The sequence below is a fragment of the Bradyrhizobium sp. SZCCHNR2028 genome (assembly GCF_032380995.1).
In the GTDB taxonomy this organism is placed as follows: domain Bacteria; phylum Pseudomonadota; class Alphaproteobacteria; order Rhizobiales; family Xanthobacteraceae; genus Bradyrhizobium.
On sequence record NZ_JAUHJF010000011.1, the window covers coordinates 26,709 to 39,298 of the forward strand.

10 protein-coding genes and 1 pseudogene are annotated in these 12,590 nt (G+C 64.9%); 10 read left to right on the top strand and 1 reads right to left on the bottom strand.

Annotation, left to right across the window (positions count from 1 at the left end):
* Window positions 1-29: 29 nt before the first annotated feature.
* The 9 genes and pseudogenes from QX121_RS18445 to QX121_RS18485 all read left to right on the top strand — a co-directional run bounded on the left by QX121_RS18445 (window position 30) and on the right by QX121_RS18485 (window position 10,930).
* Window positions 30-878, top strand: a complete 849-nt coding sequence (locus tag QX121_RS18445) for an ABC transporter permease (protein WP_315741093.1) — start codon at window positions 30-32, stop codon at window positions 876-878.
* A gap of 201 nt (window positions 879-1,079) precedes the next feature.
* Window positions 1,080-2,252 (top strand): alpha/beta hydrolase, encoded by a 1,173-nt coding sequence (locus QX121_RS18450; RefSeq protein WP_315812693.1) that lies wholly within the window; start codon window positions 1,080-1,082, stop codon window positions 2,250-2,252.
* Window positions 2,253-2,385: 133 nt separating this feature from the next.
* A complete protein-coding gene (gene galE / locus QX121_RS18455) occupies window positions 2,386-3,399 on the top strand; it encodes a UDP-glucose 4-epimerase GalE (protein WP_315812694.1) in 1,014 nt (337 codons plus the stop codon).
* 55 nt (window positions 3,400-3,454) lie between these two features.
* Window positions 3,455-3,742: pseudogene (locus QX121_RS18460) on the top strand (methyl-accepting chemotaxis protein); the annotation flags it as partial.
* Window positions 3,743-4,323: 581 nt separating this feature from the next.
* Entirely contained in the window at window positions 4,324-5,652 is a 1,329-nt protein-coding gene (locus tag QX121_RS18465; protein ID WP_315741096.1) for a dicarboxylate/amino acid:cation symporter, read from the top strand.
* Between the two features lie 301 nt (window positions 5,653-5,953).
* Window positions 5,954-7,276, top strand: a complete 1,323-nt coding sequence (locus QX121_RS18470; RefSeq protein ID WP_315812769.1) for an NAD(P)/FAD-dependent oxidoreductase — start codon at window positions 5,954-5,956, stop codon at window positions 7,274-7,276.
* A 139-nt stretch (window positions 7,277-7,415) separates the two neighbouring features.
* Window positions 7,416-9,218: an ATP-binding protein gene (locus QX121_RS18475; RefSeq protein WP_315776315.1), complete on the top strand. Its 1,803-nt coding sequence runs from the start codon at window positions 7,416-7,418 to the stop codon at window positions 9,216-9,218.
* Between the two features lie 12 nt (window positions 9,219-9,230).
* Window positions 9,231-10,607: a sigma-54 dependent transcriptional regulator gene (locus QX121_RS18480; protein ID WP_315812695.1), complete on the top strand. Its 1,377-nt coding sequence runs from the start codon at window positions 9,231-9,233 to the stop codon at window positions 10,605-10,607.
* 86 nt (window positions 10,608-10,693) lie between these two features.
* Complete coding sequence (locus QX121_RS18485) at window positions 10,694-10,930, top strand: hypothetical protein (RefSeq protein WP_315741100.1); 237 nt, start codon at window positions 10,694-10,696, stop codon at window positions 10,928-10,930.
* Between the two features lie 20 nt (window positions 10,931-10,950).
* On the opposite strand, the gene QX121_RS18490 is transcribed toward QX121_RS18485, so the two are convergent.
* Window positions 10,951-11,301 (bottom strand): RidA family protein, encoded by a 351-nt coding sequence (locus QX121_RS18490; RefSeq protein ID WP_315741101.1) that lies wholly within the window; start codon window positions 11,299-11,301, stop codon window positions 10,951-10,953.
* 291 nt (window positions 11,302-11,592) lie between these two features.
* Here QX121_RS18490 and QX121_RS18495 point away from each other — a divergent pair, with 291 nt between their 5' ends.
* A complete protein-coding gene (locus tag QX121_RS18495) occupies window positions 11,593-12,570 on the top strand; it encodes an ABC transporter substrate-binding protein (protein ID WP_315812696.1) in 978 nt (325 codons plus the stop codon).
* Window positions 12,571-12,590: the final 20 nt, after the last annotated feature.

Below are 12,590 nucleotides of genomic sequence, written 5' to 3' on the forward strand. Positions count from 1 at the left end.
TTATGGTTTCGTAGCGGGGGCGACGTAACATGGCGGCCGTGCAGCAATCGCGAGATCATTTTTCCTGGCCGCAACTGCTGTTGCCGTGGGAAATCGTGCGCAGACTGGTCGCGCACGGCACGCTGCTTCGGCAGTTTACCTTGCGGGATATTCTGGCGCGCTACCGCGGCTCGTATCTGGGCGTTGTCTGGTCGCTGTTGCGGCCGCTGGGGATGCTGACTGTTTATGTGGTCGTCTTCGGCTTCATCCTGCAGCCGCAACTCGGCGGTGGCGCGGGCAAGCTGGACTTCGTGCTCTCGATGTTCTGCGGGCTGATCCTATTCGATTTCTTCGCCGAGGCGGTCGGACGCTCGCCCGCTCTGGTCGTCTCGAAACCTAACTTCGTCACCAAGGTGGTTTTCCCGCTGGAGATTCTGTCGCTGTCGGCCGTGGCGGCCGCGCTCGTGCAGATGATCGTCAGCTTCGTCCCATTCTTCTGTGGCGTCCTGCTGGCGCACGGTACGGTTCCGGCCACGGCGACGCTGCTTCCGCTCGTGGTCGCGCCGTTGATCTGCTTTGCATTGGGCTTGAGCTGGCTGCTGTCCAGTCTCGGCGTGTTTGTCAGGGATCTCAACGCGATGGTGCCATTGTTGCTGACAGTGCTCATGTTTGCCAGCGCGATCTTCTATTCGCTGAGCAGTGTCCCCTCGGAATTCCGATGGTTGTTCGATCTCAATCCGATTGCTGCGCTGGTCGATGATGCGCGCAAGGTCGCCGTGCTGGGGCTTGCGCCGGAATGGGGGAGGCTGGGCGCGATGTTCGCCGCTGGCGTCGTTGTCGCTGTTGCTGGCTATGCTTTCTTCATGCGCACGAAGCGCGGCTTCGCCGACGTGGTCTGACGGTCTGCGGACGCGATGAACAGCACAACGTGCGCTTCGGCCGGGGCGATGAAGGCGCCCACACCGTTCCGATTGGCAATTCTGTTCGACGATGCCGACGCGGCATCGCTGGCGCGAGCCGCCACCTTGTGCGACGGTTTCGATCCCACTTGGTTTGCGCCGGAACTCTGGCCGGCCGGACTCACGCGGTTCTCCGGCCTGATGCGGCTGGCTTGGCAGTTGCGTAGCCGTCGGCCCGCGGCTCTCTACGTGCCGTCGTCGCGCGGTGCGAACTGGGGCGCCATTTTGGGCGTCCTGTTCGGCATTCCCGTCGTGACGGACAGTCCCCAATCCGGCATTGCGCGCCTCCTGCGGCTGGTTCGCGGCCGCTATGCCGCTGTGGGCTTGGAGGCAGCGGCGTCGTCAGCCAAGACATCTTCTGCCAAGACATCTTCAGCCAAGACGTTGGCGCTGCCAGCCATCGAGGGCGTCGAGCATGTTCTGCGCGGGGTCCTGCAGATGGGATCGTCGTGGACGACGACGGGCGACGGGCGGCTGCCGATCGAGTTGGCGCTGGGCACCAGGAACGGCGGATCGGCGATGGCCGATCGGATCGAAGAGCGTGGCGTCAGTCGTCCCGACCGGTCGGTGCGCGTCGTCGGCCGGCCGACCTTGACGGTGTTCCTCCCCGAGCGGCGGATCGCGACCGGAACGGCGATCGTCATCTGTCCGGGCGGCGGCTATGCCGGCGTCACCATCGACAAGGAAGGTCATGACGTCGCGCGCTGGCTGGCGGCGCGGGGCATCGCCGGCCTTGTCCTGAAATACCGGCTGCCGCAATCGGATCGGGCGGACGCCGCCCCGCCGTTGCCGATGGCCGATCTCGACGAAGCGCTGGCGGTAACGCGCGCCCATGCGACGGTGTGGGGGATCCGCTCCGATCGGATCGGCGCCATGGGCTTCTCGGCCGGCGGGCATATGGTGGCATGGGCCTCGCGGTCGGCGGGATCGCCGGCCTTTGCCATCCTGGTCTACCCCGTCATCTCAATGGATCGAGCCATTACCCATGCTGGATCACGCAAGGCCCTGCTCGGGAAGTCTCCATCCGATGCCGTGGCCGGACGTTACTCGTTTGAGCGGGCCGTCACGCCAGGCGTCTCTCCGACATTTGTCGTTCACGCTCGGGACGACACCGTCGCCAAGCCAGAGAATAGCTTCGTCTATCTTGAGGCGCTGCGCGCGGCGACCGTGCCTGTGGAGGCCATGATCTGTGACCACGGCGGCCATGGCTTTGGCCTCGGAATTCATGGCGGCGAGGTCGCAAACTGGCCGGATCGCTGCCTTGAATGGATAGCTACGACGACTGCAGCACGTTGGAGGCCGTCACCCGAATGAGCGGGACTCGAGCAAGGCGGTCGACCACAACGATAACCCATGGTATCGATCGAAAGGTGTCGTGTCGATATTTGATCGCACTGGTTGAGATTGCGAGGCGGGAAGGTTTCGGCTGAAGAAAGCGAGTTCTTGCATGGGTGCTGGGCGGCGGATTCTTGTTACGGGCGGAGCCGGATACATCGGGTCACATTGTTGCAAGGCAGTTAGGGAAGCTGGATTTGAGCCTGTCTGCTACGACAACCTTGCAATCGGCCATCGATCGTTTGTGAACTGGGGCCCTCTTGTTACGGGGGACATCCTGGACGAACGGAGCCTCGTTGCAGCGCTGAGGGAGTTTGAGATCCAGGCCGTTATTCATTTGGCGGCATCGAGCCTGGTGGGTGAGTCTGTATCGCATCCTCACATTTATTATCGTAACAACGTGGTCGGCACGCTGACGCTGCTCGACTCCATGCGCAAGGCCGGATGCTCCAACATTGTTTTTTCGAGCACCGGCGCAGTCTATGGCGAAGTACCTCTGATGCCCATCAGAGAAGCCCAAGCAGGGCATGCCGTAAATCCATACGGCAGATCGAAATGGATGGCCGAGCAGATCATCGGGGACTTCGAGGCTTCATATGGGTTCAACGCGATTCGGTTGCGCTATTTCAATGCTTGCGGGGCAGATGATTGCGGGCTCATCGGCGAACTTCGGGACCCCGAAACTCATCTGATTCCGCGGGCGCTGATGGTCATTCAGGGACACCTGGATGAGTTCGCCGTCTACGGGGATGATTACGATACTCCCGATGGATCGGCAGTCCGGGACTACATTCATGTCAGCGATTTGGCAGATGCGCATGTGAGGGCGATCCATGCCTTGATGAGAAACGAAAGGAAAATTGTCGGACGAGCGTTCAATCTCGGAACCGGCAAGGGTTATTCGGTCAAAGAGGTGTTGCACGCCATTGAGCGGGAAACCGGTTCTGCGCCGCCCACAACGATGAAGGATCGTCGCCCCGGTGACCCGTCCACGTTGGTGGCGGACCCCACAGCTGCCAACGACGATCTCCAGTTCCGCCCATTGCGATCGGACCTGCATACGATCATCAGGTCAGCCTGGGCATGGCATACGAAGGCGCATCCTCGCCGGGTCCGCGAGCTTTGACCAAGGGGAGCCGCCGTTGCGTCCTTCTTTCCGGCTGCCGGCCATGTCAAAGTCGCGAACGACGCGGCCCACCGGCGAGATCGGCCAGCAGCTCTCGAGCATCCAGTCCGCCCCCCAGCAATCGGTCGGTGCCATCCGCGAGATCGGCATCACAATCGAGAAGCTGCAGGAGATTTCGTCGACGATCGCATCGGCCGTGGAGCAGCAGGGCGCTGTCACGCAGGATATCTCGCGCAATGTCCAGCACGCGGCGGCGGGAATGCAGTTGGTCTCGGCCAACATTGCGGATGGACAGCGTGGCGCAGTCGATGCCGGAACCGCCACATCCCAGGTTCTGTCCGCCGGGTACTAGGGCTAGAATCTGCGCCAAATTCAGAATTGGCGTTGATTTACAGCGGACGCCCGTAGCTTTTGATCCCGCCATTCGGAGGTTCGATCCCTCCCGCCCCAGCCAGGTCGAGCGCCCGACAGGCAGGGCTGGATATCGCCCGTGGGACAATGTCGCCGGTACGTCCGATGTTTCGGGTGCCTGCGACGGCAAAATTCCGGAAGTCCAGACAAACCGCGCGCTGTGCCTTGACCGCCCGCCGCGTGATGGTTCACAAATCGTAGCAAACTGAAGGACATGCAGGCGCCCCATGCTGCGCCGCTCCGCTGGCACGATTGCTGCTTAATGAGCCGCCAAACGAGCGCCAGCTCCAGAACAACAGATGCGAGGGACGTCCGGATGCCAGCCCACAGCCCATCCCTCACCTGAGATCCGGCGACAGGCGATTCCGCCTGCGCAGCTTCGCGGGTCCGCCCCCCGGCCCGGCCCGCGTCCGGACGCATGACGTTGCTCCGGCATGCAATGGAGCCGGCGCGGAAGCGGGTCATAGGCAGACCAGAGAGATAGACCGAGTAAGATCAGGGAGAGAAGATACGATGTCTGCAACCACCACAGCGGCCGCGGCACCACCGCAGAAGCCGTTCTACCGGGTCCTCTATGTGCAGGTCCTGTTCGCGATCGTGCTCGGTGTCATCGTCGGCTGGCTCTGGCCCGAGCTCGGCAAGAACGAATGGATCAAGGCGCTGGGCGACGGCTTCGTCAAGCTGATCAAGATGGTGATCGCGCCGGTCATCTTCTGCACCGTCGTGTCGGGCATCGCGCACGTCTCCGAGGTGAAGAAGGTCGGGCGCGTTGCCGTCAAGGCGCTGATCTATTTCGAGATCGTCTCGACCTTCGCGCTTGCGCTCGGGCTCATCGTCGGCAATTTCATTCAGCCGGGGGCAGGGTTCCAGGGCCAGAGCAACGCCGGCACCGCCGCCGTCGCCAACTACGCCAAGCAGGCGAGCGAGATGAAGTCGGTCGACTTCGTGCTTCACATCATCCCGGACACGGTGGTCGGAGCGTTCGCGCAGGGCGATATCCTGCAGGTGCTGCTGTTCTCGATCCTGTTCGGCATCGCCCTGATGACGCTCGGTGAGCGCGGCCATACGATGCGCGCCTTCATCGACGACGCCGCGCACGCGATCTTCGGCGTCATCGCCCTCGTGGTGAAGGCCGCTCCGATCGGTGCCTTCGGCGCCATGGCCTTCACCATCGGTCGCTACGGGCCGCAGGCGCTCGGCAACCTCGCCGGCCTGATCGCGACCTTCTATCTCACGTCACTCGCTTTCGTCGTGATCGTGCTCGGCATCATCGCCCGCATCGCCGGATTCTCGATCTTCAAGTTCCTCAAATACATCAAGGACGAGCTGCTGATCGTGCTCGGCACCTCGTCATCCGAGAGCGCGCTGCCGCAGATGATGGAGAAGCTGGAGCGGCTCGGCTGTTCCAAGCCGGTCGTCGGCCTGGTGGTTCCGACCGGCTACTCGTTCAATCTCGACGGCACTAACATCTACATGACGCTGGCGACGCTGTTCATCGCGCAGGCGATGAACGTTCACCTCTCCTTCGGCGAGCAGATCACGATCCTGCTGGTCGCGATGCTGACCTCGAAGGGCGCCTCGGGCATCACCGGCGCCGGCTTCATCACCCTGGCCGGAACGCTTGCGGCTGTGCGGCCGGAGCTCGTTCCGGGCATGGCGATCGTGCTCGGCATCGACAAGTTCATGAGCGAGTGCCGCGCACTGACCAATCTGTGCGGCAACGGCGTCGCCTGCGTGATCGTGGCGTGGTGGGAAGGCGAGCTCGATCGCGACAAGCTGCGCATCGCGCTCGATCGCGATATCGATCCCGCCGATGTCGAAGTCGCAGTCACCACGGGATAGGCCTGCGGTCGCGGTGGGCGCTGCTGTCGCATTCCAGCGTCGGTAGCGCCGGCCGCGGCCCTGCCCAATCGCGATGCCGCCAACATCTCGGATAATCTGCTAAGGTGGCGGCGGGCAGGGGTTTACCGTGGAGGCATCCTGCCTGGTGCCGCAAGGCCGGCATGGTCTGACCATCGCGACGATACGGCCTATCGTGAACATGGTCGCGCTGGCTGGGGCGGCGGTGCCGAAGTGATGACGCAGCCGGAGTGACATCGCAGTCATTCCGTCGCGCCGCGGTCACCCTCGGGGAGATTGGATGATGGCCGTTGCGCAGTCTGGTGTTCCTCGCATCGTGATCGTCGGCGGTGGCGCCGGCGGCTTGGAGCTCGCGACCCGGCTCGGAGACAGATACGGCCGCAAGGGCAAGCTCGACGTCACGCTGGTCGAGCGCAACCGTACCCATGTCTGGAAGCCGAAGCTGCACGAGATCGCGGCCGGCAGCATGGACATCTCCGCGCACGAGGTCGACTATCTCGCCCAGGCCTATTGGCACGGCTTTCACTACCGCATCGGCGACATGATCGGCCTCGACCGCGACAAGCGCGAGGTGCTGGTGGCTCCCTACCTCGACGCCGAGGGGCGCGAGGTCACGCCGCAGCGGACCATCCCCTATGACGTGCTCGTCATTTCCATCGGCAGCCAGAACAACGATTTCGGCACGCCCGGCGTCGTCGACCACGCCATCAAGCTGGAATCGCAGCGCGACGCCAGGCGCTTCCACGAGCGCATGGTCAACGCCTGCATCCGCGTCCATTCGCAGTCGTCGCCGATCGCGCCGCACCAGCTGAAGGTCGCGATTATCGGCGCCGGCGCGACCGGTGTCGAATTGGCCGCGGAGCTGCATCGCACGACGCGCGAGGTGGTGGCCTATGGTCTCGACCAGGTCGACGCCGAGAAGGACATCAGGATCACGCTGATCGAGGCCGCGGGCCGGGTGTTGCCGGCATTGCCTGAGCGGGTCTCGCGCGAGACCGAGAAGCTGCTCGCAAAGCTCGGCGTCGAGGTCCTGGTTGGCGCCAAGGTCGCCGAGGTCGGCGCCGACAAGGTCAGCCTTGTCGACGGCCGTGTCATCCCGGCCGAGTTGATCGTCTGGGCCGCGGGCGTCAAGGCGCCCGACTTCCTGAAGGACATTGCGGGCCTGGAGACCAACCGCATCAACCAGCTCGTGGTCAGGCAGACCCTGCAGACCACGCGCGACGAGCGCGTCTTCGCGATCGGCGATTGCTCGGCCTGCTCCTGGGGCGAGCGCGGCAACGTGCCGCCGCGGGCGCAGGCGGCGCATCAGCAGGCGTCGCATCTCTACAAGCAGATTCCGCGCTTCGTCAGGGGCGAGCCGCTGGCGGACTACCGCTATCACGATTTCGGCTCGCTGGTGTCGCTCGGCGAGTTCAGCACGGTCGGCTCGATGATGGGCGCGCTGGTCGGCGGCAATCTGGTGTTCGAAGGCCTGTTCGCGCGGATGATGTATCTGTCGCTCTACAAGATGCACGAATACGCGCTGCACGGGCTCGCGAAGGTGTCGCTGGACACGCTGGCGCGCCTGATCACCCGCCGCACCGAGCCGCACGTCAAGCTGCACTGACGAGGGCGCCTTGGCGTCGGCCCGGCCGATTTTGTTGTCGCCTATTGCCCGGCAAGACCTTAGACTTGCAGCACAATTACGGATACGGCAGCCGCGGCCCGGTACACGGGCCTGGGAAGTGATGGGCCTGGAAAAGGGAATGACGGACCTTCCATTCCGGATCGGCCTCGAGGGACATCCCGACGTCACCGCGGTGGTCCGCAGGCGCGTGGGCTGGGTCGCTCGCGGAGTGATGGCGGCTGCGCTGGTCGGCGTCGCGGCATGGCTCGGCTATGCCATTGCCTTTTCCCGCGGGCTCGATCAGCGGCACGCCGCGGCCCAGCAGCGGCTGGCGGTCGAGGCCGCGCAGCTCGACGGCTACCTCTCGCGCTTCGAATATCTGCCCTCGCTGCTGGAGACCTCGCCCGATGTCTTCCGGCTGCTCGGCACGCCGGACGATCGCGCGCTGCAGCAGAGCGTCAGCCTGCATCTGAAGTCGATCAATCTGCTGGCCGGCGCCGACAACCTCTATGTCCTGACCGTCGCCGGTGATGCGATCGCCGCCGCCGACTTCGATCAGCCGGGGACGCCGGTCGGCAGCAACCTGTCCTACCGCCCCTATATGCGCCAGGCGCTCGCGACCGGCCGCGGCGTGTTCTTCGGCATCGGTATCACCAGCGCGCGCGCCGGCTATTACCTGTCCTATGCCGTCAAGCAAGAGGGACGGACGATCGGCGTCGCCGTCGTCAAGGTCAATCTCGATGCCTTCGAGCGCGAATGGCGCAACCGCGGTGCCGACATGCTGCTGGTCGACGCCCGCGGCGTCACCATTCTCGCCTCGCGCGAGGAATGGCGTTTCCGCCCGCTGACGCCGCTCTCGGTCGACGCGCTCGAGGAGATCGCGACGTCCAAGCCCTATGGCAGCTCCAGCCTCGCGCCGCTCGGCTGGAGCTTCATGGAGAGGACCGATCGCGGCGGCCAGGTCGCGACCGAGCGCGGCGCGGTCTACAGCGTCGACGAGCGTCCGCTCAACGGGCGACAATGGCAGCTGCTGCTGCTCGACGACGAGGCGCCGATCCGGCGGACGGCCTTGATCATCGGCACGCTCTCGGGTCTCGCCAGCATCGTGGCGCTGCTGGCGTTCGGCCTGCTGGCGCAGCGACGCCGCGAGATCCGGCAGCGGCTGGCGAGCCAGGCCGCGCTGCAGGCCGCCAATGACAGGCTGGAAATGCGGGTGCAGGAGCGCACCGCCGAATTGCGCGCCGCGCAGGACGAACTCGTCCATGCCGGCAAGCTCGCCGTGCTCGGCCAGATGTCGGCCGGCATGGTGCACGAGATCAACCAGCCGCTGGCGGCGCTGCAGACCGCCTCCGACAATGCCGTGCAATTCGTCGATCGCGGCATGATCGGCGAGGCCCGCGGCAATCTCATCCGCATCGGCGAGTTGGTCCGCCGGCTGGCGCGCCTGACCGGCCAGCTGCGCGTGTTCGCCTACAAATCGAACGCGCCGCTCGATGCCGTCTCGGTCGAGCAGGCGCTGTCCGAGACGCTCAAGATCCTCGGCGCGCGGGTGAAGGACGGCAATGTCGACGTCACCATAGATCTCGCGCCCGAGCTTCATGTCAGGGCCGATCAGATCCGGCTCGAGCAACTGCTCTGCAACATCATCGCCAACGCGCTCGATGCCGTCGAGGGCGCCGCGCGGAAGTCCATCCACATCCGCGCCGTGCGTGAGGAGGGCCAGTGCCGCATCACCATCGCCAACAGCGGCCCAGCGATCGCCGCCGATGTCCTGCCGCGCCTGTTCGAGCCCTTCGTGACGACCAAGCCGGCCGGCAAGGGTCTCGGACTTGGGCTCGTGATCGCCAATCACATCGCGCGGTCGTTCGGCGGCGAGCTGCGGGCGCGGAATCTCGAGCCGTCCGGCGCCGAGTTCATTGTGCTGCTGCCGCTTGCCGATTGAAGAGGTTCCCGCATGACTCCTGAGCAACCGGTCGGCGTGATCTATGTCGAGGACGACGAGGATGTCCGCATCGGCGCAGTCCAGGCGCTGCAGCTCGCCGGGCTCTCGGTCACGCCGTTCGCCTCCGCCGAAGCCGCAGGCACGACCGTTCGCGCCGACATGCCGTTCGTGGTGGTCTCCGACGTGCGGCTGCGCGGCAAGAGCGGCACCGAGTGGCTGTCCGAGCTGCACCGGCTCGATCCGGACCTGCCGGTCATCCTGGTCACCGGACACGGCGATATCTCGATGGCCGTGGAAGCGATGCGCAACGGCGCCTATGACTTCATCGAGAAGCCGTGCTCGTCGGAGCAACTCGTCTCCGTCGTTCGCCGCGCGCTCGACAAGCGCCGCCTGACGCTCGAAGTCCGCGCGCTGCGTTCGGCGCTCGCCGACCGCCAGGGCATCGAGGCGAGCCTGCTCGGGCGCTCGCCGCAGATCCAGGAGGTGCGCCGCCTGGTCTCGACCCTGGCCTCGACCAATGTCGACGTGACGATCTATGGCGAGACCGGCACCGGCAAGGACGTCGTCGCCCGCTGCCTGCACGCTCACAGCGCCCGGCGCGGCGGCAACTATGTCGCGGTGAATTGCGGCGGCCTGCCGGAGTCGCTGGTCGAGAGCGAATTGTTCGGCCACGAGGCCGGCGCCTTCACCGGCGCGACCAAGCAGCGGATCGGCAAGATCGAATATGCCCATGGCGGCACGCTGTTCCTCGACGAAATCGAGAGCATGCCGCTCAGCGTGCAGGTGAAGCTGCTGCGGGCGTTGCAGGACCGCTCGGTCGAGCGCGTCGGCTCCAACAAGCCTGTGGCGGTGGATTGCCGCGTGGTGGCGGCCAGCAAGGCCAATCTGTTCGAGCTCAGCGAGCAGAAGCTGTTCCGCGCCGATCTGTATTATCGTCTCGGCGTCGCGTTCATCGAGCTGCCTCCGTTGCGCGAACGCCGCGAGGACATCCCGATCCTGTTCGAGCACTTCACCCTCGAGGCTGCCAAGCGGTTCGAGCGCGACGCGCCGATCGTGAACGAGCAGACCATGTCGCTGCTGCTCGGCTACTCATGGCCGGGCAACGTGCGCGAGCTGCGCAACGTCGCCGACCGCTTCGTGCTCGGTGTGCTCGACCGCAAGGTCCTCGACCGCTCGGGCGCCGCGGCCTCGGAGCTGTCGCTGCCACGGCAGCTGGAGAACATCGAGCGCTCGATCATCGAGGATGCGTTGCGCCGCAAGCTCGGCGACGTGCCGGCGACTGCGGCGCTGCTGAGCATTCCGAAGCAGACGCTTTACGACAAGATCAAACGGCTGGCCGTGAAGGTCGACGGCATCCGCGAGAGCGCGCCGCTGCGGCCGCAGTCCTGACCGTGGCTGGTCCTGCGGCGGCAGGAGGGCATCTGTTCCATGCCGGCGATCAGGAACGAATGCTGGACACCGCTTGTTGAAAGATCATGACAGGCAGAGACACCCGCGACCTGCGCTCCGGCGCCTACGACCCCGTCAGCAAGGACGGTCTGCCGCAGTCGCACCAGGTCAAGGACAAAACGACGCCCCGCCAGCAGGAGCAGTGGGGCGCCGACGTGCGGGCCGAGCCGTTGCCCGGCACCGAGCCGGTGCTTCCGGAAGGGCTCATGCGCGAGCGGCGTGGTCCGCTCAATCGCAATACTGGTCGCCGCGACACTGACTAGTGCGCGGCGACCCAGCGCGCCTACTTCGCCGCGATCACCATGATCTCGACGGTGTATTGCGGCGCAGCCAGCTTGGCTTCGACCGTGGCGCGCGCCGGGGTATTGCCGGCCGAGACCCAGCCATCCCACACGGCGTTCATTTCGCCGAAGGTCTTGATGTCGGTGAGGTAGATCGTCGCGGACAACAGCTTCGACTTGTCGGTGCCGGCCTTGGCGAGGTGGCCGTCGATGATCGAGAGAATCTCCTCGGTCTGCTTGGTGACGCTTTCACCGGCCGTCTTCTGCGCGACGACTCCCGCGAGATAGACGGTATTGCCGTGAACGACGACCTGGCTCATGCGCGGGCCAATTTCGAAACGCTGGATCGACATCGAAGAACTCCTCAAAAGGTCAATTCGGGGCTTCTCCCTAGCGCGTGCGACGCGGCGACGCCAGTCGGCTGAACGGCCACTTTCGCCAGCTTGGAGCATGCGACCTTGCGTTGTCGACCGCGCCGCGGCACACGGACCGCGGGGCGTTTCACGATGACCCGGCCTTGTCGCGCTGCAAAGCGGGCTTGCCCATGGGGCAGGCAAAGGCGGGGCGTTTTCCGCGCTTGCACAGATATTTGAGACATGAAACATTCTCCGCGAGGTTCCTTTTTGAAATGGCGGAGGGGCGTGATGCGGAAACGATCGATGCTGGCGGCACTCGCGGCGATGGCTTTGGTGACGAGCGCGGGGCCGACATTCGCACAGCAGACGATCCGCGTCGGCTGGACCATCCCGGCGGAAGAATCCAAATACTGGATGATGAAGCGGCCGAGCGAATTTCCGGATCTCGGCAAGACCTACAACATCGAATGGACCCAGTTCCAGGGAACGGCACCGATGACGCAGGCGCTCGCCGCCGGCGCGCTCGACTGTGCCACGCAAGCGCCGCTGTCACTGGCGAACGGCGTCGTCGGCGGCGGCCTCAAGGCCTACATCGTCGCCCAGCACGTCTATGAGAAGCCGGGCGGCTTCTCGGTCTACTGGGCGGTCAAGGACGATTCCCCGATCAAGACCATCGCCGATCTCAAGGGCAAGACGGTCGGCATTTCCGTGATCGGCGGCGGCACGCAAGGGCCGTTCAACATGTTGCTGAAGCAGGCCGGGCTCGATCCGGCCAAGGACATCAAGCTTGTCGAAGTCGGCTTCGCGGTGTCGGAAGATGCGCTGCGCCAGGGCCGTGTCGACGCCGTCAACATGAATCAACCCTTTGCCGCGCGCGCCGAGGCCAAGGGCGGCACCCGCAAGCTGTTCTCGCTGTCCGAGGCGATGCCGAACATCGTCCACATCCTCGAGGCCTGTCGCGCCGATTTCGTCGACAAGAACCCGGAGCTGGTGAAGGCCTATGTCCGCGACATCACCGCCGGCATGAAGAAGGCGCTCGCCAATCGCGACGAGACCTTGAAGGTGGTGTCGGAGGTCATGAAGGCGCCGGTCGCCGTGATCGACACCTATCTGCTGAAGGACAATGATTTCGGCCGCGATCCGGTGGCCGCGCCGAACTTCCCGGCGATCCAGAAGATGCTCGACATCTACGCCGAGACCGGCATGCTGCCGAAGCTCGACGTCGCCCAGTTCAAGCATCCCACGATCGTCGCGCCGATCCAGTAGGCGGCTTCACGCGGAGCCTT